Annotated in this window: 27 protein-coding genes; 20 read left to right on the plus strand and 7 right to left on the minus strand. The window is 74.8% G+C overall.

Features of this window, described 5'->3' with window-relative positions; all coding sequences use genetic code 11:
• Positions 1-126: 126 nt before the first annotated feature.
• The 15 genes from LO771_RS11195 to LO771_RS11265 all read left to right on the plus strand — a co-directional run bounded on the left by LO771_RS11195 (position 127) and on the right by LO771_RS11265 (position 14,066).
• Complete coding sequence (locus LO771_RS11195) at positions 127-774, plus strand: L-threonylcarbamoyladenylate synthase (RefSeq protein WP_230651027.1); 648 nt, start codon at positions 127-129, stop codon at positions 772-774.
• A 140-nt stretch (positions 775-914) separates the two neighbouring features.
• Entirely contained in the window at positions 915-1,565 is a 651-nt protein-coding gene (locus LO771_RS11200; protein ID WP_230651030.1) for a protein-tyrosine-phosphatase, read from the plus strand.
• Between the two features lie 247 nt (positions 1,566-1,812).
• Positions 1,813-3,093, plus strand: coding sequence for a serine hydroxymethyltransferase (gene glyA / locus LO771_RS11205; protein ID WP_230650653.1), 1,281 nt, complete (start codon positions 1,813-1,815; stop codon positions 3,091-3,093).
• A 107-nt stretch (positions 3,094-3,200) separates the two neighbouring features.
• Positions 3,201-4,526, plus strand: coding sequence for an MraY family glycosyltransferase (locus tag LO771_RS11210; RefSeq protein WP_230650656.1), 1,326 nt, complete (start codon positions 3,201-3,203; stop codon positions 4,524-4,526).
• A gap of 246 nt (positions 4,527-4,772) precedes the next feature.
• Entirely contained in the window at positions 4,773-5,213 is a 441-nt protein-coding gene (locus LO771_RS11215) for a hypothetical protein (protein WP_230650659.1), read from the plus strand.
• 255 nt (positions 5,214-5,468) lie between these two features.
• The gene (atpB, locus tag LO771_RS11220) at positions 5,469-6,281 is read left to right on the plus strand and encodes a F0F1 ATP synthase subunit A (RefSeq protein ID WP_230650662.1); all 813 of its coding nucleotides are present in this window, start codon (positions 5,469-5,471) and stop codon (positions 6,279-6,281) included.
• 80 nt (positions 6,282-6,361) lie between these two features.
• Positions 6,362-6,601, plus strand: coding sequence for an ATP synthase F0 subunit C (gene atpE / locus LO771_RS11225; protein ID WP_230650665.1), 240 nt, complete (start codon positions 6,362-6,364; stop codon positions 6,599-6,601).
• A 39-nt stretch (positions 6,602-6,640) separates the two neighbouring features.
• Complete coding sequence (locus tag LO771_RS11230) at positions 6,641-7,192, plus strand: F0F1 ATP synthase subunit B (RefSeq protein ID WP_230650667.1); 552 nt, start codon at positions 6,641-6,643, stop codon at positions 7,190-7,192.
• Entirely contained in the window at positions 7,189-8,004 is an 816-nt protein-coding gene (locus LO771_RS11235; RefSeq protein ID WP_230650669.1) for a F0F1 ATP synthase subunit delta, read from the plus strand. Before LO771_RS11230 ends, LO771_RS11235 begins: the two co-directional genes overlap by 4 nt.
• Positions 8,005-8,147: 143 nt before the next feature.
• Positions 8,148-9,722 carry a F0F1 ATP synthase subunit alpha gene (atpA, locus tag LO771_RS11240; protein ID WP_230650673.1) on the plus strand — a complete coding sequence of 525 codons (1,575 nt, stop codon included), beginning with the start codon at positions 8,148-8,150 and terminating at the stop codon, positions 9,720-9,722.
• A 27-nt stretch (positions 9,723-9,749) separates the two neighbouring features.
• Positions 9,750-10,670, plus strand: a complete 921-nt coding sequence (locus LO771_RS11245) for a F0F1 ATP synthase subunit gamma (protein WP_230650676.1) — start codon at positions 9,750-9,752, stop codon at positions 10,668-10,670.
• A gap of 5 nt (positions 10,671-10,675) precedes the next feature.
• Positions 10,676-12,121 (plus strand): F0F1 ATP synthase subunit beta, encoded by a 1,446-nt coding sequence (gene atpD, locus LO771_RS11250; RefSeq protein ID WP_230650678.1) that lies wholly within the window; start codon positions 10,676-10,678, stop codon positions 12,119-12,121.
• Between the two features lie 200 nt (positions 12,122-12,321).
• Complete coding sequence (locus LO771_RS11255) at positions 12,322-12,699, plus strand: F0F1 ATP synthase subunit epsilon (protein WP_230650681.1); 378 nt, start codon at positions 12,322-12,324, stop codon at positions 12,697-12,699.
• Positions 12,700-12,856: 157 nt separating this feature from the next.
• Complete coding sequence (locus LO771_RS11260; RefSeq protein WP_230650684.1) at positions 12,857-13,363, plus strand: DUF2550 domain-containing protein; 507 nt, start codon at positions 12,857-12,859, stop codon at positions 13,361-13,363.
• Positions 13,364-13,493: 130 nt separating this feature from the next.
• Entirely contained in the window at positions 13,494-14,066 is a 573-nt protein-coding gene (locus tag LO771_RS11265) for a cob(I)yrinic acid a,c-diamide adenosyltransferase (RefSeq protein WP_230650687.1), read from the plus strand.
• An 87-nt stretch (positions 14,067-14,153) separates the two neighbouring features.
• Here the strand turns inward: LO771_RS11265 and LO771_RS11270 are convergent, their stop codons facing one another.
• Positions 14,154-14,474, minus strand: a complete 321-nt coding sequence (locus tag LO771_RS11270) for a hypothetical protein (protein WP_230650691.1) — start codon at positions 14,472-14,474, stop codon at positions 14,154-14,156.
• A 179-nt stretch (positions 14,475-14,653) separates the two neighbouring features.
• Here LO771_RS11270 and LO771_RS11275 point away from each other — a divergent pair, with 179 nt between their 5' ends.
• The 3 genes from LO771_RS11275 (at position 14,654) to LO771_RS11285 (ending at position 19,275) form a co-directional block, all read left to right on the plus strand.
• The gene (locus tag LO771_RS11275; RefSeq protein WP_230650694.1) at positions 14,654-15,511 is read left to right on the plus strand and encodes a 3-hydroxyacyl-CoA dehydrogenase family protein; all 858 of its coding nucleotides are present in this window, start codon (positions 14,654-14,656) and stop codon (positions 15,509-15,511) included.
• A gap of 300 nt (positions 15,512-15,811) precedes the next feature.
• Entirely contained in the window at positions 15,812-16,228 is a 417-nt protein-coding gene (locus tag LO771_RS11280; RefSeq protein ID WP_374228147.1) for an STAS domain-containing protein, read from the plus strand.
• Between the two features lie 743 nt (positions 16,229-16,971).
• Positions 16,972-19,275: an ATP-binding protein gene (locus LO771_RS11285; RefSeq protein WP_230650697.1), complete on the plus strand. Its 2,304-nt coding sequence runs from the start codon at positions 16,972-16,974 to the stop codon at positions 19,273-19,275.
• A 105-nt stretch (positions 19,276-19,380) separates the two neighbouring features.
• Here LO771_RS11285 and nucS read toward each other — a convergent pair whose 3' ends face one another.
• A complete protein-coding gene (gene nucS, locus LO771_RS11290; protein ID WP_230650700.1) occupies positions 19,381-20,040 on the minus strand; it encodes an endonuclease NucS in 660 nt (219 codons plus the stop codon).
• A 433-nt stretch (positions 20,041-20,473) separates the two neighbouring features.
• On the opposite strand from nucS, the gene LO771_RS11295 reads away from it, so the two are divergent.
• Positions 20,474-20,866 (plus strand): SCO5389 family protein, encoded by a 393-nt coding sequence (locus tag LO771_RS11295; protein WP_230650703.1) that lies wholly within the window; start codon positions 20,474-20,476, stop codon positions 20,864-20,866.
• Positions 20,867-20,978: 112 nt separating this feature from the next.
• Here LO771_RS11295 and LO771_RS11300 read toward each other — a convergent pair whose 3' ends face one another.
• Positions 20,979-22,313: an LLM class flavin-dependent oxidoreductase gene (locus LO771_RS11300; protein WP_230650706.1), complete on the minus strand. Its 1,335-nt coding sequence runs from the start codon at positions 22,311-22,313 to the stop codon at positions 20,979-20,981.
• A 279-nt stretch (positions 22,314-22,592) separates the two neighbouring features.
• Between LO771_RS11300 and LO771_RS11305 the strand changes: the two genes are divergently transcribed.
• Complete coding sequence (locus LO771_RS11305) at positions 22,593-22,916, plus strand: ATP/GTP-binding protein (protein ID WP_230650709.1); 324 nt, start codon at positions 22,593-22,595, stop codon at positions 22,914-22,916.
• A gap of 98 nt (positions 22,917-23,014) precedes the next feature.
• On the opposite strand, the gene LO771_RS11310 is transcribed toward LO771_RS11305, so the two are convergent.
• From LO771_RS11310 to LO771_RS11325, 4 genes are all read right to left on the minus strand, one after another.
• Positions 23,015-23,890, minus strand: coding sequence for an ABC transporter permease (locus LO771_RS11310; RefSeq protein WP_230650712.1), 876 nt, complete (start codon positions 23,888-23,890; stop codon positions 23,015-23,017).
• 3 nt (positions 23,891-23,893) lie between these two features.
• A complete protein-coding gene (locus LO771_RS11315; RefSeq protein ID WP_230650715.1) occupies positions 23,894-24,940 on the minus strand; it encodes an ABC transporter ATP-binding protein in 1,047 nt (348 codons plus the stop codon).
• 216 nt (positions 24,941-25,156) lie between these two features.
• Positions 25,157-25,927 (minus strand): ABC transporter permease, encoded by a 771-nt coding sequence (locus tag LO771_RS11320; RefSeq protein WP_230650717.1) that lies wholly within the window; start codon positions 25,925-25,927, stop codon positions 25,157-25,159.
• A 1-nt stretch (position 25,928) separates the two neighbouring features.
• Positions 25,929-26,981 (minus strand): ABC transporter ATP-binding protein, encoded by a 1,053-nt coding sequence (locus LO771_RS11325; protein ID WP_230650719.1) that lies wholly within the window; start codon positions 26,979-26,981, stop codon positions 25,929-25,931.
• Positions 26,982-26,984: the final 3 nt, after the last annotated feature.

The raw sequence follows: 26,984 nt of genomic DNA on the forward strand, positions 1-26,984 counted from the left end.
GCCGGCCACCGGCCCCGTGACCCCCGTGACCCCGGCAGGCCCGTGACCCGCCGCCTGCGCCCCCCAGCCCATGAACGCGACCAGCCCATGAACGCGACCAGCCCCGTACGGAAGGGAACCGCACCGATGAGCCGCCGCTACGACTGCGCAGATCCGAGCGACCGGGCGACCGGCCTGCGTGAGGCGGCCTCCGCCGTCCGCCGCGGTGAGCTGGTGGTGCTCCCCACCGACACGGTGTACGGCCTGGGCGCCGACGCGTTCTCGCCGGACGCCGTCCAGGACCTGCTGGCCGCCAAGGGCCGCGGCCGCGCCATGCCCTCGCCGGTCCTGGTCGGCTCCCCGACCACCCTCCACGGGCTGGTCACCGACTTCTCCGAGTCCGCCTGGGAGCTGGTGGACGCCTTCTGGCCCGGCGGCCTCACCCTCGTCGCCCGCCACCAGCCCTCGCTGCGCTGGGACCTCGGCGACACCCGCGGCACCGTCGCCGTGCGCATGCCGCTGCACCCGGTCGCCATCGAGCTGCTGAACACCACCGGTCCCATGGCCGTGAGCAGCGCGAACCTCACCGGCGGGCCGTCCCCCGCCACCTGCGACGAGGCCGAGGGCCAGCTCGGCGACTCGGTGTCGGTCTACCTCGACGGCGGCCGCGCGGAGCACGCCGTGCCCTCCTCCATCGTCGACGTCACCGGCAAGGTCCCGGTGCTGCTGCGCGCCGGCGCGGTCAGCGAGGCGCAGCTGCGGGAGGTCGTACCCGACCTGGAGGCCGGCAGTTGACGGCCCCCGACATCCGGACGGCCGACATCCGGACGGCCGACGTCCGGGCGACGGACATCCGGCTGCCCGGCGTCCGGGCCGCCGGCGGCCGCGTACCGGAGGCCCGGACGCCCGACGGCCGGACGCCCGGCCGCGCCGCCCTGCCCGCGCAGGGGCGCCCGCACGGCATACCCGTGCCCACCCCGCACGACCGCTTCCGGATCCTCTTCGTCTGCACCGGCAACATCTGCCGCTCCCCGATCGCCGAGCGCCTCACCCGCCACGGGATCGCCGCCCGCCTGGGCGGCCGCGGCGCCGGGCAGATCGTGGTGGAGAGCGCCGGCACCTGGGGCCACGAGGGCGCCCCGATGGAGGCCCACGCCGCGACCGTGCTCGGCGAGTACGGCGCCGACCCGGCCGGGTTCGCCGGCCGCGAGCTGCTGGACGAGCACGTCATCGACGCCGACCTGGTGCTCACGGCCACCCTCGACCACCGCGCCCAGGTGATCTCCATGGGCCACGCGGCCGGGCTGCGCACCTTCACCCTCAAGGAGTTCACCCGGCTGGTGCGGACGATAGACCCCGCCACCCTCCCCGACCCCCTCCAGGGGGCCGCGGTGGCCGCGCGGGCCCGCGCCCTGGTCCGCGCCGCCGCGGCGCTGCGCGGCTGGCTGCTCGCCTCCACCCCGGAGGCCGACGAGGTCGACGACCCGTACGGCGCGCCGATCAGCATGTTCCGCAACTGCGGCGAGGAGATCTACCACGCCATCGACCCCGTGGTCACCGCCCTGACCGGCGTCGCGCTGCCCTGAGCCGCCGCCTCCGGGCCCCCGCCGGCCCCCTGCGCGGCCCCGCCGGCCCCCTGCGCAGCCCCGCGTGCACCCCGGGCCCCCCGGCCCCGCGGGCCTCCGGGGCCCTCCGCGGCGCCCCTCCCGCCCCGCGCCGGTCCGGCCCCGGGGGAGGGCCCGGCCGGCCCCCGCGGCCCGCGACGGCGCGCCGTGCGCCCCCGGCCGTCCTACCCTGGGGGTGAACCACCTCCGCACCTACCGGAGTCCTGCCATGACGGTCACCGAGCCCCCGCACGCCCCCGCCCGCACGCCGCTCTGGGAGGCCCCGGAGGCCCTGCGCCGGACCGACCCGCAGATCGCCGACGTGCTCGCGGCCGAGGCCGAGCGGCGGCGCGACTGCCTCCAGCTCCTCGCGGGGGAGAACACCGCCTCCGAGGCCGTGCTGGCCGCCCTCGCCGGCCCGCTGGCCCACAAGTACGCCGAGGGCTACCCCGGCCGCCGCCACCACACCGGCTGCGCCGCCGCCGACGCCGCCGAGCTCCTCGCGGTCGAGCGCGCCCGGAACCTCTTCGGCGCCGACCACGCCAACGTGCAGCCCTACACCGGCACCACCGCCATGCTCGCGGCCTACGCGGCGCTGCTGCGCCCCGGCGACCGGGTGCTGGCCATGTCGCTCCAGCACGGCGGCCACCTCACCGTCGGCTCGCAGGCCAACTTCTCGGGCCGCTGGTTCCAGTTCACCGGCTACGGCGTGCGCCGGGACGACGGCCTGATCGACCTGGACCAGGTCCGGGACCTCGCCCGGCGGCACCGGCCCAAGGCGATCGTCGCGGGCTCCATCACCTACCCCCGGCACATCGACTGGGCGGCCTTCCGGGAGATCGCCGACGAGGTGGGCGCCTACCTGGTCGCCACCGCCGCCCAGACCCTCGGCCTGGCCGCCGGGGGAGCGGCGCCCTCACCGGTGCCGTACGCGGACGTCGTCGCCGCGGTCACCCACAAGATGCTGCGCGGCCCGCGCGGCGGTCTGCTGCTCTGCACCGCCGAGCTGGCCGAGCGCGTCGACCGCGCCGTCTCCCCGTTCATCCAGGGCGGGCCCTCCATGCACGAGGTCGCCGCGAAGGCGGTCGCCTTCGCCGAGGCCGCCACGCCCCGCTACCGCGACTACGTCCACGCCGCGGTCGACAACGCCCGCGCGCTGGCCGCCGGCCTCGCCGGGCAGGGCGTGCGCCCCCTCACCGGCGGCACTGACACCCACCTCGTCACCGCCGACGTCTCCGCGCTCGGCATCACCGGCCGGGAGGCCGAGCGCCGCTGCGCCGCCGCCGGCATCCTGCTCGGCAAGTGCGCCCTGCCGTACGACACGGCCCCGCCCGCCGAGACCTCCGGACTGCGCCTGGGCACCGGGTGCGTGACCACCGCCGGCCTGGGGGCGGCGGAGATGGCGGAGGCGGCCGTCCTGGCCGGACGGGCGCTGCGCACCGCCGACGGGGGCGGCGAACTGGCCGCACGGGTGCGCGAACTGGCACGCGGACCGGTACCGAAGCGGTGATACCGGACACCTCCGGGAGCCGCGGTGCACACGCGGGGCGTCCGTCTGAATAAGGTGTGGTGCCGTGGCGGCGGCACCGCCGTCGATGCGAGGTGGGAGGGCCCCCGGTGCGTGAGTACCTGCTGACGCTGTTCACCACCGCCGCGGTCACCTACCTGCTGACCGCGCCGGTGCGGAAGTTCGCCATCCTCGCGGGCGCGATGCCGGCGGTGCGCGCCCGCGACGTGCACCGCGAGCCGACGCCCCGCCTGGGCGGCATCGCCATGTTCGGCGGTCTCTGCGCGGGCCTGCTGACCGCCTCCCACCTCACCCACCTGACGTTCGTCTTCGACAACGGCAGCGACGTGAAGGCGCTGCTCTCCGGCGCCGGGATCATGTGGGTGCTGGGCGTGCTGGACGACAAGTGGGGCGTGGACGCCCTGGTGAAGATGGGCGGCCAGATGGTGGCCGCGGGCGTCATGGTCTGGCAGGGCCTCACCGTGATCTCCATCCCGGTCCCCGGTGTGGGCTCGGTGGCGGTCACGCCCATGCAGGGCACCCTGATCTCGGTGCTCCTGGTCGTCGTCATGGTCAACGCGGTGAACTTCATCGACGGCCTGGACGGCCTGGCTGCCGGCATGGTCTGCATCGCCGCGATGGCGTTCTTCCTGTACTCCTACCGCCTCTGGTACGGCTACGGCGTCGAGGACGCCGCGCCCGCCGCGCTGTTCAGCGCCGTGCTGATCGGCATGTGCCTGGGCTTCCTGCCGCACAACCTGCACCCGGCCCGGATCTTCATGGGCGACTCCGGGTCCATGCTGCTGGGCCTGATGCTGGCGGTGGCGTCCATCTCCATCACCGGCCGGGTCAACCCCGACGTGGTGATCGAGGAGGCCGGCTCGCAGCGCGAGGCGATCCACGCCCTGGTGCCGATCTACATCCCGCTGCTGCTGCCGCTCACCGTGATCGCGCTGCCGCTGGCCGACCTGCTGCTGGCCGTGGTCCGGCGCACCTGGGCGGGCAAGTCGCCGTTCGCCGCGGACAAGCAGCACCTGCACCACCGGCTGCTGGAGATCGGGCACTCGCACAGCCGCGCGGTGCTCATCATGTACTTCTGGGCGGCACTCTTCGCCTTCTCGACGGTCGCCTTCTCGGTGACCGACACCGGGCGCGTGGTGGTGCTGATCGGCGCCGGGCTCTGCCTGCTGGGCATCGTCGTGCTGCTCATGCCGCGCTTCCGGCCGCGGGCGCCGAAGGCGCTCCAGCCGATGGTGCCGCCGCGCTTCCGCGACGCGGAGGAGGAGGCCGCCCCCGCTCCCGGCGCCGCTCCCGCCGGGGCCGCCGGCCGCTTCTCCGCGGAGGACGAGGAGCTGCTGCACCGCCTCGGCTCCACCGCCGCCGGCTCGGCCGGCCCCGGCGGCGGTGCGGGCCGCACCGGCGGTACACAGGGGTGACCGCCGCTGCTCCGTGCGGCCTCACCCGATCGGCGGCACCGATGGGCCGACGGTGTGACAGGTAGCACACCAACATGGTAAAGCTCGCATCAAATAGTTTGTGATACCGTTCACGAGTACCGGGAGCCGGCCGAAAGACCTAGGAGAGGGTCGACAGGCCCGCTCGTCCCTTCCCCCCGGTCCGGATCGATGCCTTCACCACAGCCCGTCCCCCCGTACGTCCGACATGCCGCCGGAGCTGCCGACATGCCGTCCACCGACGCCCGGATCCTCCGTGGCGCCGCAATCCCCACTGCGGTCGCCGGAGTCATCGCCGTTGCGATCGCGACCGCCGTCGTGGGGACCAAGGGGCTGCTCGGCGCGCTCTTCGGGGTGCTTCTCGTGGTCGGCTTCTTCAGCTTCGGCCAGGTCGCCCTGGACCGCCTGACGCGGAACAACCCGCAGATCTTCATGGCGGCGGGCCTCATGGTCTACACGACCCAGATCCTGCTGGTCGGCATCGTGCTCGCCGTCTTCAAGGGGACGACCCTCTTCGACACCAAGGTGTTCGCCTTCACGCTGCTCGGCTGCGCGCTCATCTGGACCGCCGGCCAGGTGCGGGCCGCCATGAAGGCCAAGATGCTCTACGTGGTCCCCGAGGCGCCCTCCGAACGCGCCCGGGAGGCCGAGCCCGAACGCCGGTCATGACCTCCGCCTTCCCCCTCCCGAGGGAGGGGGGCGGCGCCCGGGCCCACCGGCCGGGCTGCTATCGTCCGGAACGACACCGGGCACGGGATGCGGCCAGGTCCCTCCGCTCAGCGGACGGATCGCCCCCCGAGCCCGACTCCGGGCCCTTGCTCGACCCGCGATTTCCCCATCTAGTCCCAGTGCCGCCCCGTGGCCGCAGGTCACGCCGACACACCGAGGTTGCCGTTCCCATGCGTCACGACGAAGGAGTCCGTGGTGAGTAGTGCACTCACGCAGCTCGCCTCTGAGGCCGACTGCCACCTGAACTCTGGCTGCGGCTTCCCGGCGCCGGGTCTGCACACCTTCACGTTCGAGCCGCTCTTCACGGTCGGCAGCGTCGAGGTCAACAAGCCGATGCTGCTGTCGGTGATCGCCATGCTCGCGGTGATCGGCTTCTTCGCCGCGGCCTTCGCGAAGCCGAAGCTGATCCCCGGCAAGATGCAGCTCGTGGGCGAGATCGGCTACGACTTCGTCAAGCGCGCCATCGTGCTGGACACCATCGGCAAGAAGGGACAGAAGTACGTCCCGATGATGGTGTCGCTGTTCTTCTTCGTCTGGATCATGAACGTGATGTCGATCATCCCGTTCGCCCAGTTCCCGGTGACGTCGAAGATCGCCTTCCCCGCGGCCCTCACCCTGGTCGTCTGGCTCACCTACATGGGCCTGACCTTCAAGAAGCACGGCTTCGTCGGCGGTCTGAAGAACCTGTGCTGGCCGTCGGGCGTCCCCGGCTGGGTCATGTTCCTGCTGGTGCCGATCGAGTTCTTCTCGAACATCTTCGTGCGGCCCTTCACGCTCGCGGTCCGGCTCTTCGCGAACATGTTCGCCGGCCACCTGCTGATCGTGATGTTCTCGCTGGCCTCCTGGTACCTGCTCACCCCGAGCCTGGGCGCGCTCTACGCCGGCACCTCCTTCGTGGTGACCATCGCCCTCACCGCGTTCGAGCTGCTGATCCAGTTCCTGCAGGCCTACATCTTCGTGATCCTGGCCAGCACCTACGTCTCCGGCGCGCTCGAAGAAGCGCACTGAGACCGCAGACCTTCCTTCCCACCCCGCAGTCGTCCGGTGGCCAACCACCACCGGCTCACTATCCGCAAAGGACAGCTGAAATGAGCATCCTCGCCGCAGGCGTTTACGGCTCCGTCGCCTCCATCGGTTACGGCCTGGCCGCCATCGGCCCCGGCATCGGCGTCGGCCTGATCTTCGGCAACGGTGTGCAGGCGATGGCCCGTCAGCCCGAGGCTGCCGGCCTGATCCGCTCCAACATGTTCATCGGCTTCGCCCTCACCGAGGCGCTCGCCCTCATCGGCATCGTGATGCCGTTCGTCTTCGGCGCCGGCCCCAAGTAATTCGGCGTCCGGTAGCCCCTTCCGACGAAAGGTCCAGATATGAACTTCCTGGCTGAAGCCGCGGAGGCGGAGAACCCTCTCCTCCCCGCGTGGCCGGAGCTCATCATCGGCCTGATCTGCTTCTTCATCGTCTTCGGGTTCCTCGGCAAGAAGCTCCTCCCCAGCATCGAGAAGGTGCTGTCGGAGCGCCGGGACGCGATCGAGGGCGGCCTCGAGCGGGCCGAGGAGGCGCAGGCCGAGGCCCAGCGCACCCTGGAGCAGTACCGCGCCGAGCTCGCCGAGGCGCGCCACGAGGCGGCTCGGATCACCGAGCACGCCCGTGAGCAGGGCGCCGCGCTGATCACGGAGATGCGTGAGGAGGGCCAGCGCCAGCGGGACGCCATCGTCACCGCCGGCCACGCCCAGATCGAGGCCGACCGCAAGCAGGCCACCGCCGTGCTCCGGCACGACGTGGGCGCGCTCGCGACCGAGCTGGCCTCCCGCATCGTCGGCGAGTCCCTCCAGGACTCCGCCCGGCAGAGCGGGATCATCGACCGCTTCCTCGACGAGCTCGAGGCCAAGGCCTCCGTCTCGGAAGGTGCGGCCAAGTGATCGGCGCCAGCCGTGGGGCCCTCGCCGCGGGGCGGGAGAACCTCGAGAGCCTGACCGACTCCACCGCGGTGGACGCCGTCAGGCTCGGTGAGGAGCTCTCCGCCGTCACCGCGCTGCTCGACCGCGAGGTGTCGCTGCGCCGGGTCCTCACCGACCCGGCGCGGTCCGGGCAGGACAAGGCCGGCCTGGTCGCCTCGCTGCTGGCCGGGCAGGTCTCCGGCGAGACCGTCGACCTGGTCTCCGGCCTGGTCCGCTCCCGCTGGTCCGGTTCGCGCGACCTGGTCGACGCCACCGAGCAGCTGGCGGCGTACGCCGAGGTCATCGCGGCCGACCGGGCCGGGGCGCTGGACGACGTCGAGGACGAGCTGTTCCGGTTCGGCCGCGTCGTCGCGGGCTCCCCGGAGCTGCGGTCCGCGCTGAGCGAGCCCAAGGCCGGCACCGCCGCCAAGGCGGAGCTGGTGCGCTCGCTGCTCGGCGGCCGCGCCAACCCGGCCACCGTGCGCCTGGTCGTCTCGCTCGTCTCGCACCCGCGTGGACGTAGCCTGGACCAGGGGCTGGAGTCCTACTCCAGGCTCGCCGCCTCCCGTCGCGGCCGTGTGGTGGCCCTGGTCACCACCGCGGTGCCGCTGTCGGACGGGCAGCGTCAGCGCCTCGCCGGCGCCCTGGGCCGGCTCTACGGCCGCCAGGTGCACCTGAACATCGACATCGACCCCGAGGTCCTCGGCGGTGTGAAGGTGCAGATCGGCGACGAGATCATCGACGGCACCGTGGCCAGCCGCCTGGAAGGCGCCCGGCAGGGCCTCGAGGGCTGACGCCCCGGGCCCGGAAGCAGCATCCGACCCTCGGTCGGGACAACGTACGGCCGGTTCCACGAACCACACCGGCCGAGGATCGAATACTTGCGGCCCTCCAAGGGCGGGCCGAGGATCGCAACCTAGGAGAGCAGGGAACCCAGATGGCGGAGCTCACGATCCGGCCGGAGGAGATCCGGGACGCGCTGGCGAACTTCGTCCAGTCGTACCAGCCGGACGCCGCCTCGCGCGAAGAGGTCGGCACGGTCAGCGAGGCGATGGACGGCATCGCCAAGGTCCAGGGCCTTCCCTCGGCCATGGCCAACGAGCTGCTGAAGTTCGAGGACGGCACCCTCGGCCTCGCGCTGAACCTCGAGGACCGCGAGATCGGCGTCGTCGTCCTCGGCGACTTCAGCGGCATCGAGGAGGGCCAGACGGTCCGCCGTACCGGCGAGGTGCTGTCGGTTCCCGTGGGCGAGGGCTACCTCGGCCGCGTGGTCGACCCGCTGGGCAACCCGATCGACGGCCTCGGCGCGATCGAGTCCACGGGCCGCCGCGCCCTGGAGCTGCAGGCCCCCGGCGTCATGGTCCGCAAGTCGGTCCACGAGCCGATGCAGACCGGCATCAAGGCCATCGACGCGATGACCCCGATCGGCCGCGGCCAGCGCCAGCTGATCATCGGCGACCGCCAGACCGGCAAGACCGCGGTGGCGATCGACACCATCATCAACCAGCGCGACAACTGGCGCTCGGGCGACCCGAAGAAGCAGGTCCGCTGCATCTACGTCGCCATCGGCCAGAAGGGCTCCACCATCGCGTCCGTGCGCGGCGCGCTGGAGGAGGCCGGCGCCCTGGAGTACACCACCATCGTCGCCGCCCCGGCGTCGGACCCGGCGGGCTTCAAGTACCTGGCCCCCTACACCGGCTCCGCCATCGGCCAGGAGTGGATGTACGACGGCAAGCACGTCCTGATCGTCTTCGACGACCTGTCGAAGCAGGCCGAGGCCTACCGCTCCGTCTCCCTGCTGCTCCGCCGCCCGCCGGGCCGCGAGGCCTACCCGGGTGACGTCTTCTACCTGCACTCCCGCCTGCTGGAGCGCTGCGCCAAGCTCTCCGACGAGCTGGGCGCGGGTTCGATGACCGGCCTGCCGATCATCGAGACCAAGGCCAACGACGTGTCGGCGTACATCCCGACCAACGTCATCTCCATCACCGACGGCCAGTGCTTCCTGGAGTCCGACCTGTTCAACGCCGGCATCCGCCCGGCCGTGAACGTCGGCATCTCGGTCTCGCGCGTCGGCGGCTCCGCCCAGATCAAGGCCATGAAGTCGGTCGCCGGCCGTCTGCGCCTGGACCTGGCCCAGTACCGCGAGCTCGAGGCGTTCGCCGCCTTCGGCTCCGACCTGGACCCGGCCTCCAAGGCCCAGCTGGAGCGCGGCGCCCGCATGGTCGAGCTGCTGAAGCAGGGCCAGTACGCGCCGTTCCCGGTCGAGGAGCAGGTCGTCTCCATCTGGGCCGGCACCACCGGCAAGCTGGACGACGTCCCGGTCGCCGACATCCGCCGCTTCGAGCGCGAGTTCCTCGACAACCTGCGGGTGGAGCACAAGCAGCTCCTCTCCGGCATCGTCGAGACCGGCAAGCTCGAGGACGGCACCATCGACGCGCTGACCGCCGCGATCGCTTCCTTCAAGCAGGGCTTCGAGACCTCCGAGGGCAAGCTGCTCGGCGAGTCGGCCTGAAGCCGGACGGAAAGGACGTAACGACCCATGGGAGCCCAGCTTCGGGTCTACAAGCGCCGGATCCGCTCCGTCTCCGCGACCAAGAAGATCACCAAGGCGATGGAGATGATCTCCGCGTCGCGCATCGTCAAGGCGCAGCGCGCGGTGGCCGCCTCCACCCCGTACGCGAGTGAGCTCACCCGCGCGGTGACCGCGGTCGCCACCCGGTCCAACGCCAAGCACCCGCTGACCACGGAGAACCCCGACGCCACCCGCGCCGCGGTCCTCCTGGTCACCGCGGACCGCGGCCTGGCCGGCGGCTACTCCTCCAACGCCATCAAGGCCGCGACGCTCCTCGGCGAGCGCCTCACGGCCGAGGGCAAGGAGGTCGTGACGTACATCGTCGGCCGCAAGGGCGTCGCCTTCTACAACTTCCGCAACCGCCCGGTCGCGGAGTCGTGGACCGGCTTCTCCGACAAGCCGACGTACGCGGACGCCAAGACGGTCGCGAGCACCCTCATCGAGGCGTTCGTCACCGACACGGCGGACGGCGGCGTGGACGAGCTCCACATCGTGTCGACCGAGTTCGTGTCCATGCTGACGCAGAACGCGGTGGACGCCCGGCTGCTGCCGCTGCACCTCGACGAGGTGGCGGAGGAGCGCGAGGAGTCCGCGAAGGCGGAGATCTTCCCGCTGTACGACTTCGAGCCGTCGGCGGAGGGCGTCCTCGACGCCCTGCTGCCGCGGTACGTCGAGAGCCGGATCTACAACGCGCTGCTCCAGTCGGCAGCTTCGGAGCACGCCGCCCGCCGGCGCGCGATGAAGTCGGCGACGGACAACGCCGAGGAGCTCATCAAGTCGCTCACGCGGCTTGCCAACTCGGCCCGCCAGGCCGAGATCACCCAGGAAATCAGCGAGATCGTCGGTGGCGCGAACGCCCTGGCCGACGCTAGCGCGGGGAGTGACTGACAACTATGACCGCCACTGTTGAGACGGCCACGGCGACGGGCCGCGTCGCGCGGGTCATCGGCCCGGTCGTCGACGTGGAGTTCCCCGTCGACGCGATGCCGGACATGTTCAACGCCCTGCACGTCGAGGTCGACGCGCCCGACGGCACCGGCAGGAAGACGCTGACCCTCGAGGTCGCCCAGCACCTGGGCGACGGCATGGTCCGCACCATCTCGATGCAGCCCACCGACGGCCTGGTCCGCGGCGCCGGTGTCACCGACACCGGTTCGGCGATCTCCGTCCCGGTCGGCGACATCACCAAGGGCAAGGTGTTCAACGCCCTGGGCGACGTGCTCAACGCCGACCCGGCGGAGTTCAACGCCCAGGTCACCACGCGCTGGCCGATCCACCGCAAGGCGCCCAACTTCGACCAGCTCGAGTCCAAGACCGAGATGTTCGAGACCGGCATCAAGGTCATCGACCTGCTGACCCCGTACGTCACGGGCGGCAAGATCGGCCTGTTCGGCGGCGCCGGCGTCGGCAAGACCGTCCTCATCCAGGAGATGATCTACCGCGTCGCCGAGAACTTCGGCGGTGTGTCGGTCTTCGCCGGTGTGGGCGAGCGCACCCGTGAGGGCAACGACCTCATCCACGAGATGGTGGACTCGGGCGTCCTCGACAAGACCGCCCTGGTCTTCGGCCAGATGGACGAGCCGCCGGGCACCCGTCTGCGCGTCGCGCTCTCGGCCCTCACCATGGCCGAGTACTTCCGCGACGTGCAGCAGCAGGACGTGCTGCTCTTCATCGACAACATCTTCCGGTTCACCCAGGCCGGCTCCGAGGTGTCGACCCTGCTCGGCCGCATGCCCTCCGCGGTGGGCTACCAGCCGAACCTGGCCGACGAGATGGGCCTCCTCCAGGAGCGCATCACCTCGACCCGCGGTCACTCGATCACCTCCATGCAGGCGATCTACGTCCCCGCGGACGACCTGACCGACCCGGCCCCGGCCACCACCTTCGCCCACCTCGACGCGACGACGGTGCTCTCCCGTCCGATCTCGGAGAAGGGCATCTACCCCGCGGTCGACCCGCTGGACTCCACGTCCCGCATCCTGGACCCGCGCTACATCGCGCAGGACCACTACGACACCGCGGTCCGCATCAAGGGGATCCTCCAGAAGTACAAGGACCTCCAGGACATCATCGCGATCCTCGGCATCGACGAGCTCGGCGAGGAGGACAAGCTCACCGTCCACCGCGCCCGCCGGATCGAGCGCTTCCTCTCGCAGAACACCTACGTGGCGAAGCAGTTCACCGGTGTCGAGGGCTCGACCGTGCCGCTGTCGGAGACCATCGAGGCCTTCAACGCGATCGCGGACGGCAAGTACGACCACGTCCCCGAGCAGGCCTTCTTCATGTGCGGCGGCATCGAGGACCTCGAGAAGAACGCCGCCGAGCTGCTGAAGAAGTAAGGCAGCAGGCAGGCAGGTCGTCGTGACGGAGAGGGGCGGGCCCCGGGGCACCGGGCCCGCCCCTCTCCGCGCACCGGCCCGCCGCCAGGCCGGGTTCCGGCCATCCCCGCCCCTCCCGGTTTCGGCCGGGCGGGACGGGGCCGTTATCCTTACCGGGACCGCCCGTCCATCCGGCGGTCCCACGATCCGAGGAGCCAACGTTGGCTGAGCTGCACGTCGAGCTGGTCGCGGCCGACCGCAAGGTGTGGTCCGGTGCGGCCACCATCGTCGTCGCCCGGACCGCGTCCGGTGACATCGGCATCCAGCCGGGCCACACCCCGGTGCTGAGCGTGCTGGAGTCCGGCCCGGTCACCATCCGCCAGGCGGACGGCGGCACCGTCGTCGCCGCCGTGCACGGCGGCTTCATCTCGTTCGCGGACAACAAGCTGTCGCTGCTCGCCGAGATCGCCGAGCTGGCGGACGAGATCGACGTCGCCCGCGCCGAGCGCGCCCTGGAGCGGGCCAAGTCGGACACCGACGCCCACGCCGAGCGCCGGGCCGAGGTCCGACTGGTCGCCGCGTCCCGCAAGGCCGCCTGAGGCCGCGACGGCGCACGCCGAGAGGCAGAGCTTCACCGGCGGTCCCGGGGCGCTTCGACAGTGACCCCGGGACCGCCGCACCGGTTGATAGGGGTGGCGGGTCCGCGGGGCACCCGCCCCGCCCAGCGGAAGTGCGAGCGCGAGGAGGTCGGTGGGCATGGTCCTCGCCCTTGTGGTGTGTGCGGCGGTCGTCGCGGTGGGCGTCGCCGGCCTGGCGGCCTTCGCGCTGCGCCGCCGGCTCATCCAGCGGGTGGGCGGCACCTTCGACTGCAGCCTGCGCCTGCGCATGCCCGCCCCCGCGTCCCCGGCCCCCGTGCCGGACCCCGCGCCCGACGGCGAGCCCGCCCCCGCCCCGCCCACCCCCGCCGACGGCAAGGGGTGGGTCTTCGGCATCGCCCGCTACAGCGGCGACTCCATCGAGTGGTTCCGCGTCTTCTCCTACGCCCCGCGGCCGCGCCGCGTGCTGCCCCGCTCCGAGATCGAGGTCCTGGGCCGCCGCTACCCGGCCGGCCAGGAGGAGCTCGCCCTCCTCTCCGGCTCCGTCGTGCTGCGCTGCCTGCACCGCGGCGCCCCCCTGGAGCTGGCCATGAGCGAGGACGCCCTGACCGGTTTCCTGGCCTGGCTCGAGGCCGCCCCGCCCGGACAGCGCGTCAACGTCGCCTGAGGCCCGTACCGGCCCGGTGGGCCCCCGCCGCGACCGGCCCCCCTTGCCTGCCCTCCCCGGCCCGCCCCCGGGCCCGGCCGGCCGGACACGGGCCTGACAGCCCGCCGTACCGCTGAGTAGGCTGCGCCCCATGGTCAACCTCACCCGGATCTACACCCGCACCGGCGACGACGGCACCACGGCGCTCGGCGACATGAGCCGCACCACCAAGACCGACCCCCGGCTGGCCGCCTACGCGGACGCCAACGAGGCCAACGCCGCCATCGGCGTCGCCCTGGCCGCCGGCAGCCTCCCCGAGGACGTCGCCGCCGTCCTGGTCCGGGTGCAGAACGACCTCTTCGACGTCGGCGCCGACCTCGCCACCCCCGTGGTCGAGAACCCGGAGTACCCGCCGCTGCGCGTCCTCCAGACCTACATCGACCGGCTGGAGGCCGACTGCGACACCTACCTGGAGCAGCTGGAGAAGCTGCGCAGCTTCATCCTCCCCGGCGGCACCCCCGGCGCCGCCCACCTCCACCTCGCCTGCACCGTCGTGCGCCGCGCCGAGCGCTCCACGTGGGCCGCGATCGAGGTCCACGGCGACAGCGTCAACCCGCTGACGGCCAAGTACCTCAACCGCCTCTCCGACCTGCTCTTCATCCTCGCCAGGATCGCCAACAAGGAGCGCGGCGACGTCCTGTGGATCCCCGGCGAGAACCGCTGAGGGACACTCCGCCCGGGGAGCCGCCCGGTGCCCCGGGCGGGTCCCGGCGGCGGGCTCCCCGGCCGTGCCGGGAGCCCGGCCGAGGCCTCAGCCGTCCGGCTCCGCCAGCACGCCCCGCGCCCGGTCGGCCTCCTGCGGCCACACCATCACCCGGGCGCCCTGGGTGGTGTGCACCACCGTGCTGCGGATGCCCGCGCCGTCCAGCCGCCGGGTCAGCCGCAGCGCCTCCGCCGCGTCGCGGGGCGCGGCGACGCTCACCAGCAGCCCGTACTCGCCGGGCCGCCCCGTCCGCGGCGGCCGCGCCACCAGCGACCTGCCGCCGCTGAAGGTCCAGCGCAGCAGCAGCACCATCACGCCCAGCACGCCCAGGGCCAGCAGCAGCGCCGGCAGGGGGTCGAGCCCTTCCACCTGAACCCACCTCCCGTCCGCACCGGCCGCCCCGTCCGGCGTCGGAACCGGACGGAGATCACACCCTCCATTGTCACCACAGCGCCGCGCCCGGCGTTAGAGTCCCGACCGGAGCGGCGCGGCTCGGGCGGTGACCCCTGCCCGTGGGCCGGACGCCGCACGGGACGTGGAGGAGCAGCGTGAGCAAGAGGATCGCCGTCGTCGGCGCCGGCCTGATGGGATCCGGCATCGCCCAGGTGTCCGCGCAGGCCGGGTACGAGGTGGTGCTGAGGGACGTCACCGAGGAGGCGCTGCGGCGCGGCGTGGGCGGCATCCGGGCCTCCTACGAGCGCTTCGTCGCCAAGGGGAAGCTCTCCGCCGAGGACGCCGAGGCGGCCCTGGGCCGCATCACCACCACCACCGACCTGGAGGCCGTCGCCGACGCCGACCTGGTCGTCGAGGCCGTCTTCGAGAAGCTGGAGGTCAAGCAGGAGGTCTTCCGCGAGCTGGACCGCATCGCCCGCGACGGCGCGGTGCTCGCCACCAACACCTCCGCCATCCCGATCACCCGCATCGCCGCCGTCACCGACCGGCCGGAGAGCGTGGTCGGCACCCACTTCTTCTCGCCGGTCCCGATGATGCAGCTGTGCGAGCTGGTGCGCGGCTACAAGACCGGCGACGAGGCCCTGGCGGCGGCCCGCGCCTTCGCCGAGGGCGTCGGCAAGACCGTCGTCGTGGTCAACCGCGACGTGGCGGGCTTCGTCACCACCCGGCTGATCACCGCCCTCGTGGTGGAGGCGACGAAGCTGTACGAGTCCGGCGTGGCCTCCGCCGAGGACATCGACACCGCCTGCCGGCTCGGCTTCGGGCACGCCATGGGCCCGCTCGCCACCGCCGACCTCACCGGTGTCGACATCCTGCTGAACGCGACGCGGAACATCTACACCGAGACCCAGGACGAGAAATTCGCGCCGCCGGAGATCATGGCCCGAATGGTCACCGCGGGCGACCTCGGCCGCAAGAGCGGACGCGGTTTCTACGGGTACGACGAGAAGTGACCCGCGGCGGCCGGGGCCCGGGACGGCCGGGCCCGGCCGCCCGTCGCGCCCGGGGTGAACTTGCTCACCTCTGCGCCGCCGCGGGGTGACGGCGGCACCGGATGGGCTGTAATCGGATGAGGGCCTGCGAAGGAACCGCCGGTATTCCCCCGGACGGGTGAATTCGTTTCAGATATCGCCCCCACCAGCAACCTGCACACCTGGTCCCGCGTCAGAGAAGAGAAGTGCCGGGACCGGCACCCGCGGCGTGGCGCCACGGCCGCGCGGGGACGTACGGGAGGAAGACGGAGGAGAAGGGGCATGCGCATCACGGGCGACCACGCCGAGCTGGCCGTCGAGGGGCGTCTCGACGTGCGTACCGCCGCGGACGCCCGAGCCGTGCTGCACGAGGCGGTGGACGGCGGGCGGGGCGACCTCGTCCTCGACCTCGGCCGCCTCGACTCCTGGGACGCCACCGGACTCGGCGTCATCATGGGCACCCACCGGCGGGCCGGGAGGCTCGGCCGGCGGCTGGTCCTGCGGGCCGTGCCGCTCCAGCTCCAGCGGCTGCTGGTCGCCACCCGGCTGCACCGCATCCTCGCCATCGAGGGCGCCGTCCGCGAGCCCGGCGGGGCCACCCTCCCCGGGTCCGGCGCCGACGCCGAGGCCCTCCCGGCGGCGGGCGCCGCGCTCCCCGGCGGCGGGTCCGCCCCGTGGCCCGCCCCCGCCCGCGCCTGACCGGCCCCTGCCGGCCGTACTCCCCGCGCGGCCCCGCCCTGCGACCGGCCCCGCCCTGCGACCGGCCCCGCCCTGCTCCCGGGCGCGGACCGCTTCCCGGCCGCCCCAAGTCCCGCCCAGGTCACCGGGCTTCCGCCCCGTCCGCGCCGGGGTCCGGGGTTGGTCGCAGGTGGGCGAGGGTCTAGGGTTCGCCATCGAGAGGCCCGGACACGCCCGGGCGGCCGACCGGTCCTTCGGCCACGGTCTACAGCGGCGGAGCGACGACGATGAACCCATCCCCCGGGGGCCCCGGGCCCGGCGAGCCCGGAGGCTCCGAGGAACGCCACCGCGACCTGCCCGCCCTTCCGAGGCGCCGCACCCCCGCCGCCGCGCAGGACGGGGCCGCAGCGCAGGACGGGGCCGCGCCGTCCCCCGGACGGCCCGCGCTGCCGACGCGCCCCGTGGGCGCCGGCCGCCCCGCGGGCTTCGACGGCCCCTCGGGGACCGGGAGGCCCGCACCGCCCGCGGACGACCGCCCCGCGCTGCCCAGGCGCCCCGTGGGGGCGGGCCGCCCCGCCGGGTTCGACGGGCCCCCGCCGCTGTCCGAGCGCCCCGGGGCACCGGCGCGTCCCGTCGGGTTCGGCAAGCCCGGGCCGTCCGCGGACCGCCCGGCCCTCCCGACGCGCCCCGCGCCGTCCGGCCGCCCGGCGGCGCCCGCCCCCGACCCGCAGTCACCCCGTGAGGCCCCCGCGGCGCCCCGGTCCGTGACCGACACCGCCCCCCTTCCCGTCCTCGCGGCCGCCGCCGAGGAGGAGGAGGCGCGGGTGCGCACCGGCGAGGTCGTCGCCGGCCGCTTCCTGGTCGCCGTCCGCGCGCCGGAGGGCTCCGAGGCCCGGCCCTGCCCCGCGGACCGCCTCCCCGAGCCCCGCCCCGTGGCGCGCACGGCCGGCGAGCGCCGCCCCGCCGGGCCCGTGGGCCCCGTCGGCCCGGTGGTGCTCGGCTCCGGGCCCGGCGGCGCCGCGCTCCTGGAGCGCGAGGCCGAGGTCGCGCGGCTCCGCGACCTCCTCTCCCGCGGCCGCTCCATACGGGTGACCGGGCCGTCCGGCTCCGGCCGCAGCGCCCTGCTGCGCGCGGTCGCCGACTCCTGCGCGGGCATCGCCCCCGACGGCGTCGTCCGGCTGAGCGGGTACCGCCGCACCCCGGCCGACCTGCTGCAGGACCTCTACGCCGCCACCCACCGTGCGCCCGGCCACCGCCCCGACCGCCGCGAACTGCCGGACCTGCTGGCCGGGGTGGGGGCCCTGGTGGTCGTCGACGACGTGGAGTTCGGCGGCGCCGCGCTCGACGAGTTCCTGGACGCCGCCCCCGAGTGCGCGTTCCTGGTCGCCACCGCCCCCGACACGGCCGCCCCCGACTCCGGCGCACGCCTGGAGGAGAGCGTCCTCGGCGGGCTCTCCCGCGACGCCTGCCTGGCGCTCCTCGCCTCGCTCGCCGGGCGCCCCCTGGACGCGGTCGAGCGGGCCTGGGCGGTGGACCTGTGGTTCGAGTCCGAGGGCCTGCCGCTGCGCTTCGTCCAGGCGGGTGCGCTGCTGCGGCACCGCGACGTCGCCGCCGACGCCCTGGCCGTCACCCGCGAGGAGCGGGCGTCCCTCTTCGGCGGCGGCGCCGACCCCCGTCCGGACGGCGACCCCGCCCTGCTGGACGAGGAGCTGCGGCAGGCCGTGCCGCTGCCCTCGGTCGCGGAGAGCGCGGCCCCCGCCGTGCGGATCGCCCGCGGGCTCTCCGACCAGGCGCGGGAGGTGCTCCGGCTCGCCGTGGGCCTCGGCGGCCAGTGCCCCACCGCGCCGCACCTGCCCGCGCTGATCGACGTCGGCCAGGGCGAGAGCGCCCTGCGCGAACTCGTCGACTGCGGGCTCGCCGTCTCCGCGGGGGAGCACCACCGGCTGACCGCGGGCGTCCGCTCCCTCCTGGCCATGGAGTGGCGGACCGGTGACGTCGCCCGCGGGGCGGCGCAGCACTTCGCCTGGTGGGTCGGCCACTCCTCGGTCGTGCCCGAGCAGGTCGCGGCCGAGGCGGAGGTGCTGGTCGCCGCCCTCTACGCGGACCGGGAGGCGGGCCGGCACGGCTCGGTGGTGCTGCTGGCGCGCGCAGCCGCGCCCGCGCTCGCGCTGAGCCTGCGCTGGGGTGCCTGGGAGCAGGTCCTCCGGCTGGGACTGGAGGCGGCGCGGACCTCCGGCGCGGTCTCCGACGAGGCGTGGTTCCACCACGAACTCGGGGTGCTGGCGCTGGTGACGGGCGCGGAGGACCGGGCCCGGACCGAACTGGAGGCGTCCGTCGCGCTGCGCGGCGCGCTCGGCGACACCTCGGCGGGTGCGGCCCGCCGGATGCTCGCCCTGCTCGCCGGTGCGGGCGGCGCCGCCGGTGCGGCCGGGGCGGTCGGCCGGCCCGTCCAGGGGCGCTCCATGGGCCACCTCCCCTGGCGGCGCGGCGGTGGCAGTGCGGCGGGCGGGCGCGCCCGGCGGCGCGGCGCCGCCGCGGGCGCCGGCGTCGTGCTGCTCGCGGCGCTGGGCGCGACCGCCGGCCTGGTCGCGGCCGGCAGCAGCGCGGGGACGCCGACGCCGCAGCGGACCGTGCCGGGCGTGCCGGCCGACGCGGGGGTCCCGGAGGACCCGGCGGACCTCGGCGCCTCCCCCTCGGCGGACGCCCCGTCCGCGCCGGCCTCCGGCACCGTCCGCGGCACCTCGCGCCCGCCCTCGGCCTCCTCCTCCGCGACGGCGGCCTCCGCCCCGCTGCCGGTGCCGGGCGGGTCCGGCGCCCCCTCGGGCTCCGCGGGTCCCGCGGCCCCGACGGCCGGCGCACCGAAGCCCTCCGCCCGGCCGACGGGCGGGGGCACGCCGTCCCGGCCGCCGAAGCCGTCCCCGTCCGGCACGTCGCCGAAGCCCTCGCCGAGCGGGACGTCGGCGTCGCCGACCGCCTCCCCGTCGGGCTCCGCCTCGCCGACCGCGACCCCGGTCGACCCCCCGCCGCCGCCCCCGGGCACGTCGCAGAGCGGGACCGGCCTGCCGTAGAGCGGCGCCGCCGCCTCCCGGGCGGTCCCGCCGGGGGTCCGGCGGTCCGGGGAGGCGGCGGCGCCGCGGTGCCGGGCCGCCGCGGGGTCGCGGCGGCCCGGCGGGTCAGAACAGCCTCAGCTTGTCGTCGTCGATCCCGCGCAGCCCGTCGTAGTCCAGGACGACGCAGCCGATGCCGCGGTCGGCGGCGAGCACCCGGGCCTGCGGCTTGATCTCCTGGGCGGCGAAGACGCCCCTGACGGGGGCGAGCAGCGGGTCGCGGTTGAGGAGCTCCAGGTACCGGGTGAGCTGCTCCACGCCGTCGATCTCGCCGCGCCGCTTGATCTCCACGGCGACGGTCGCCCCGGAGGCGTCCCGGCAGAGGATGTCCACCGGACCGATGGCGGTGGGGTACTCGCGGCGGACGAGGGACCAGCCCTCGCCGAGGACCTCCATCCGGTCGGCCAGCAGCTCCTGGAGGTGGGCCTCCACGCCGTCCTTGATCAGGCCGGGGTCCACCCCCAGTTCGTGGGAGGAGTCGTGGAGCACCTCCTCCAGGGTGATGATCAGCTTTTCGCCGGCCTTGTTCTCGACCGTCCAGACGCCCTCGGCCTCCTTGAGGACGCACGGCGGCGACATCCAGTTGAGCGGCTTGTAGGCCCGGTCGTCCGCGTGCACGGAGACCGAGCCGTCGGCCTTCAGCAGCAGCAGCCGGGTCGCGGAGGGAAGGTGGGCGGAGAGCCGTCCGGCGTAGTCGACGGAGCAGCGGGCAATGACGAGACGCACGGTCGACAACGCTAGCCCACCGGGGCCATTCGGTGCGATTCGCGGGAAGGGCGGCTCCCGGCGGCCCGCGGACCGCGACCCTGGAGGCGGGTGACCACCGGCCGCGGCCCGGCGTCCGACCGGATCTCGGGGCCGATCCCTGGTGGCCTGCGTGCCCGGTGGCTTACCGTGTGTCACGGAGCCGGGTGAGGGGGACTGCTTCTGACGGAATTTCATATGCTTTTGCGCCATCTTCTCCGTATGGCGTCAGGTTTCGGCGAGAGTCGCCGGATTACGGTGGCCCCGCCGACAACCGACTGAGAGCCTGCCGGGGCGTGTCGGCGCCGGCGTCCGTACCGGCCGACCGCTCGCCGGCAGCGGCTGAGCACGGCACGGCACCATCCCCCACACCGCACCGTCTCCGGGTCGGCCCGGAGCGGCGAGAGGAGAACCCATGTCGCTCGACGTCTCACCGGCCCTGCTCGAGAAGGCCGAGCGAGGCGAGGTCGACGAGAGGGAGTTCGTCGACTGCGTCCGTACCTCCCTGCCCTACGCCTGGGACATGATCAGCTCGCTGGCCGCCCGGCTCCGGGCGGACGGCACCGGCTTCGCCGACAACCAGGTGCCCCCGCCGGACGAGCAGGCCCGCGGCCAGCTCCTCCGCGCCCTGGCCAGCAACGCCATCCGGGGGGCCCTGGAGCGGCACTTCGGCGTCCGCCTGGCCTTCCAGAACTGCCACCGGGTCGCGGTGTTCGCCCCCGGGAAGGAGTCCGAGGAGCGCTACGAGCGGTTCACCTCGGTGCGCGGGCAGCTGCTCAACCAGTCGCCGGTCCTGCGCGACTGCTGATCCCGGGCCGCCCCCTGCGGCGGGGCGGCCCCGGCCCGTCCCGGGCGGCCGCACCCCGGCCGGAACACGGCCGGGGCCGCCCGGAACGCCCCCGGCCGCCCCGGGCGGCCCGTCACCGCAGCAGCGGCAGCACCTCCGAGCCGAGCCGGGCGACGTTGTGCAGCGTCGCCGCCCGGTCCCCGGAGCCCTCGACGAGCAGGGCGAACCGCCGGATGCCGGTGCGCTCCGCGGTGGCCAGCATGCGGTCGGCGCACAGCCGGGGGGTGCCGACCGCATGGAGGTCGCACAGCAGCCGCGTGTACTCGTGCGGGTCGCGCATCCTCCGCTCCCGGCCGTCCACGGTGCGGTGCGCGCCCAGCCCGTACCGGAACCACTCCGGCATGGCCGCCAGCAGGGTGCCGCGGGCCTCGGAGGCGCTGTCGCCGACCTGCGCCACCCCGGCGGCCACGTGCTCCCGCTCGACCCGGGCGATCTGCTCCGGCGTGCGCCCCGCGTCCGCCGCGGCGGCCCGGTAGGCGGCCACCATCTCCGCCTTGTCGTCGTCGCCGGAGTGCATGCCGAGCAGCATCGGCAGCCCGCGTTCGGCCGCCAGCCGGACCGAGCCCCGCGAGGTGCAGGCGACCACCACCGGGGGCCCGCCGGCGGCGTGCGCCGCCTGCACGGGCACGGTCTGCAGCGGGTGCGGGCGGCCCGCCGGCCCCGGGGCGGGGGAGCCGGTCCGGCGGCCGGAGCCCGACCGCTGCCGGGGAAGGGCCGCCCGGACGGCGGGGCCCGGCCGGTACCGGACGCCGGACGGCAGGCCGCCCCCGACGAGGGGGGTCTCCGAGGCGCGCGGCACCACGGCCACCTCGGGGAAGGAGAACGCCGGCCCGTCCGCACCCACCCGGGAGCCGCGCAGCCACCGCAGCAGGAGGTCGAGCCGCTCGGGGAACTGCGACTCGAAGGCGTCGGCCCCGGAGCCGAAGACGGCCAGGTCCACCCAGGGCCCGCCGCGGCCCACCCCGAGGGTGAAGCGGCCCCCGGAGGTCAGGTGCAGCAGGGCCGCCTGCTCGCCGAGGGCCACCGGGTGCGCCGTGGACAGGACGCTGACCGCGGTGCCCACCCCGATCCGGCGGGTCCTGCCGAGCAGCAGCGCGGCCAGCGTCGCGGCGTCCGGGCACACCCCGTACGGCACGAAGTGGTGCTCGGCCAGCCACACGCTGTCCAGTCCGGCGTGCTCGGCGGCCACGGCGGCGCCCACCGTGCGCTCCAGCGCCTCCGCGTGCCGCTGGCCGGGGAACTGTGCGGAGAGCAGGAACGCGCCGACGCGGAGGGTGTCGGTGTGCGGGCCGCCGGCGCGGGCGGTGTCGGCGGCGCCCGGGTGCGCGGCGTCGGCACGTCCGGCGTCCCCGGGCGCTTGGGCCGCGGCCCCGGCGCTGACGGCGGTCGCGGTCGTGGTGTCGGTCATCGGGTCTCCCTCGGTCGTGCAGGGTCCGCGGCCCCGCCTTGTCCCCTCGTGAGTAACCCATGTCATGTGCCAATGGCACGCCGATTGGCGGAACTGCCGGAAGAAGGGATGCATATCGCCGGATTCGCTGACATCCGGGCAGCTTGCCTGCTATAGGGCTGCCGCGACCCCCTACCCTTGAGGGCGAGGGCGCGCCGCCGTCCGTGCCTCCGCCCCAGCCCCCCCGCGGACAACAGGTCCGGGAGGGACCGCCCCAGGGAACCACGGAAGGGAACCGCCGTGTCGCCGCGCCGCAACCGCCCCCGATCCACCGACGACGGGTCCCGGGAGCCGGCGGCGCCCGCCGGGAGCTCGCTGCTCCAGCGCACCGAGCCCTACCGCGGCGAGGACTGGGTGGTGCGGACCGTCGCCGGGGCCGCGGACCGCCGCTACCGCTGCCCCGGCTGCGACCAGGAGATCCCGCCCCGCGTCGGGCACGTCGTCGCCTGGCCCCTGCACGGCGCCGGCGTCGAGGACCGGCGGCACTGGCACCGCGCGTGCTGGAACGCCCGCGAGCGGCGCACCACCGCCGTCCTGCGCGGCCGCGGGGCGCCCCGGTACTGACCGGGGTCCCGCCGGGCCGTGGACACCTGCCGGGCACGGCCGGACACCCGCCGGGCACTCCGCCGGACACCTGCCCGGCGCCCCGCCGCGCCCTCCGGTCAGACGTCCCGCCGGACGGCCGCCGCGTACGCGCCCGCCAGCAGCACCGCGGTGAGGCCCGCCAGCGTCGCCAGCAGCCGCCAGCAGCCGGTGTCCGGGTCGAGACCGCTGCCGAAGAGCGACGCCGAGGTCGCGACCGCCGAGTGCCTGAGCAGGTAGGGGCCCAGCCGCTCGCCCGCGAAGAGCCCCAGCACGACCGGCAGCAGCACGAAGCCGATCATCGCCGCGATCGCTCCCGCGCCGTGCCGCAGCAGGGTGCCCACCGCCAGCGACATCAGGGCGACCACCGTCAGGTACAGGCCGCCGCCCGCCACCGCGTCCAGCAGCCGCCCCGCCGGCTGGGGCCCGGCCCCGGGGCCGAGCACGAGGACCGCCAGCGCGGCGAAGAGCCCGACCGAGGCGGTGCCGGCCACGAGGACCAGGCCGGCGAGGACCGCGGCCTTGGCGGTGAGCACCCGGGTCCGCCGGGGGCAGACGACCAGCGTCGTGCGGATCATGCCGCTGCCGTACTCGGAGGTGACGGTGAGCACCCCGAGGACGATCACGGCGATCTGCCCGACGAGGAAGCCGCCCAGGCCCAGGCCCAGGATGTTGTCGCCCGGCCGGGTGCTCCCCCTCGACCAGGCGACCGCCGCCCCGCCGATGCCGACGACGGCGCCGACCGCGACGGCCAGCGTCCACACCGTCGACGGGACGCTGCGGATCTTCGTCCACTCCGAGGCCAGCGCGTGGCGCAGGCCGGGCTCCTGCACGGGGGACTCCGGCAGGGGGCGCCCGTACGGGCCGTCCCCGTGCGCGGCGTCCCCGGACGGGCCGTCCCCGTACGCGGCGTCCGCCCGGGGACCGCCGGCGGGGGAGGGGGTGGGGTGCGCCACGGCTCAGGCCTCGCTCTCGCGCCCGCCCGCGGCGGCCGCGGCGGTGTCGTACGGGTGGGGGACGGCGCCCGGGGCGTGCCCGGGGGCCGCGGGCGGCCAGGGGCCCGGCGCCGCGGGCCCGCCGGCCGCCGGCGCGGCCGAGCGGTACTCGACGGCCCCCTGGGTCAGGCGCATGTACGCCTCCTCCAGCGACGCGTGGTGCGGCGCCAGTTCGTGCAGCCGCACCCCGTGCCCGTGCGCCAGGTCGCTGATGCGCGCCGCCGTCAGCCCGGTCACCCGCAGCGCGCCGTCGGGCTCCGGCTCGGCGTGCGCACCCGCCCGGACGAGGACGCCGGCCAGCCTGGCGCGCTGCTCCCCGGCCCCGTCGGGCGTGCGGACCCGCACGAAGCCCGCGGAGTGGCGCTCGACGAACTCGCGCACGCTCGTGTCGGCGAGCAGCCGCCCCCGGCCGATGACGACCAGGTGGTCGGCGGTGAGGGCCATCTCGCTCATCAGGTGGGAGGAGACGAGGACGGTGCGGCCCTCGGCGGCCAGGCCCCTCATCAGGGTGCGCACCCAGTGGATGCCCTCCGGGTCCAGCCCGTTGACCGGTTCGTCGAGGAGCAGCACCTCCGGGTCGCCCAGCAGGGCGGCGGCGATGCCGAGGCGCTGGCCCATGCCGAGCGAGAAGCCGCCGCAGCGCCGGCCCGCGACCTCCGACAGGCCCACCAGCGCCAGCACCTCGTCCACCCGCCGTGCGCCGATGCCCGCCAGCTGCGCCAGGCACAGCAGGTGATTGCGGGCGCTCCGGCCGCCGTGGACGGCCCTGGCGTCCAGCAGGGCGCCCACCGTGCGGGCCGCGTTCGGCAGCTCCCGGTAGGGGACGCCGCCGACGGTGACCGTCCCCGACGTGGGCGCCTCCAGGCCGACGGCCATCCGCATGGTGGTCGACTTGCCCGAGCCGTTGGGGCCCAGGAAGCCGGTGACGACGCCGGGGCGCACCCGGAAGGTGAGCCCGTCGACGGCGGTCCTGGGACCGTAGCGCTTGGTGAGGCCGTGTGCCTCGATCATCCGGTGCGTCCTCGGTCGTCTCGGTGGGCGGGCGGCCCCGTCCGGCGCGGCGGCCCCGGCGGGTGCCGGACGGGCACAGCCCATCACACCGGCCGGGTCCCGCGCAGCCCGCCGGCCGGTTCCGTGTCCCGCCGTTGCACGGTCATGACCTGCCCCGGCCCGCCGTGCCCCCGGGCCTGCCGGCCCCGCCCGCGGCGGACCCGGCCGCTCCGCCGCTCAGGCGTCCCTGCGCCGCAGCACCAGCCAGCCGCCGAGCAGGGCCGCCGCCGTCCACAGCGCGCAGATCCCCAGCCCCGTCCACGGCCCGTAGGGGGCGTCCGGCTGCTGGAGCACCGAGGTGACGCGGGAGCCCGCCGTGTCGGGGAAGTACCGCGCCACCGTCTTCACCTTGGGCACGTTCGACAGGATCGGCGACACCAGGAAGAAGAACGGCATCAGCACGCCCAGCGCCAGCGTCTGGTTGCGCAGCATCGCCGTCACGCCCACCGAGAAGAGGCAGATCAGCGCCATGTAGAGCGCCGCGCCGACCACCGCCCGCAGCACGTGCGGCGCGTCCAGCGAGGTGCGGTGCGGGCCCAGCAGCGCCTGGCCGAGCAGGAACGAGCTGAAGCTCGTCAGCGCCGCCACCGCCAGCACCAGGGCCAGCACGACGGCGGTCTTCCCCGCCAGCAGCGCCCCCCGCCGCGGCACGGCCGCCAGCGACACCCGGATCATGCCGCTGCTGTACTCGTTGCCGACCGCCAGCACGCCGAAGACGATCACCGCCAGCTGGCCCAGGAACACCCCCGCGAAGCTGGTCGACGTCGGGTCGAAGACGGCGTTCCGGCCGTTGCGGGTGGCCTCGGTGAAGTTGGCGTTGGTCAGGGCGCAGACGACCGCGGAGAGGCCGACCGTCACCACGAAGGCGGCGGCCAGCGTCACGGTGGTGGACCGCACGGTGCGGATCTTGGTCCACTCGGAGAGCAGGACCGGTCCGGGTGCCGCCATGTCAGGACTCCTCCGTCTTCCGCCGGCCGCGCCGCCCGCCGCCGGACCGCTGCCCCCAGTCCGCGCCCCAGCCCGCGGACCCGCCGGCCGCGGACCCCTCGGCCGTGGACCCGCCGGGCGCCGGCGGCCCGGCCGCCGCGGTCCCGGACCCGCCGCCCGCCTGGTACTCCACCGACTCGGCGGTCATCCGCATGAACGCCTCCTCCAGCGACGCCCGCTGCGGGCTCAGCTCGTGCAGCACGACGCCCGCCGCCGCCGCCAGCTCGCCGATCTTCGCCGCGTCGCCGCCCGCCACCTCGTACGCGCCGTCCCCCACCGGCTCCGCCGTGACCGCCGCACCGGCGAGGGCGTCCAGCAGCGCCTCGGGCTGCGGCGTGCGGATCCGCACGGCGGAGCGCGAGTTGCGGTCGATGAACTCCGTCATCGGCAGGTCGGCCAGCAGCCGGCCCCGCCCGATGACGACCAGGTGGTCGGCGGTGAGCGCCATCTCGCTCATCAGGTGGGAGGAGACGAAGACGGTGCGGCCCTCGGCGGCCAGCCGCTTCATCAGGTTGCGGACCCAGAGGATCCCCTCCGGGTCCAGCCCGTTGACCGGCTCGTCGAACATGAGGATCCGCGGGTCGCCCAGCAGGGCGGCGGCGATGCCGAGACGCTGCCCCATGCCCAGCGAGAACCCGCCCGACCGCTTGTCCGCCACCTCCGACAGGCCCACCAGCGCCAGCACCTCGTCGACCCGGCGGACGGGGACGCGGTTGCTCTGCGCCAGCCACAGCAGGTGGTTGCGGGCGCTGCGCCCGGGGTGGAGCGCCTTCGCCTCCAGCAGCGCCCCGATGTACTTCACCGGCTCGCGCAGCTGCGCGTAGTGCCTGCCGTCGATGAGGACCCGGCCTGAGGTCGGCCGGTCCAGGTCGAGGATCATGCGCATCGTCGTGGACTTGCCCGCGCCGTTGGGGCCGAGGAAGCCCGTCACCACGCCGGGCGGGATGGCGAAGCTCAGCCGGTCCACCGCCAGCTTGTCCCCGTAGCGCTTGGTCAGCTCGTGCAGCTCGATCATCGG

It is taken from the genome of Streptacidiphilus sp. ASG 303 (assembly GCF_020991365.1).
Lineage (GTDB): Bacteria > Actinomycetota > Actinomycetes > Streptomycetales > Streptomycetaceae > Peterkaempfera.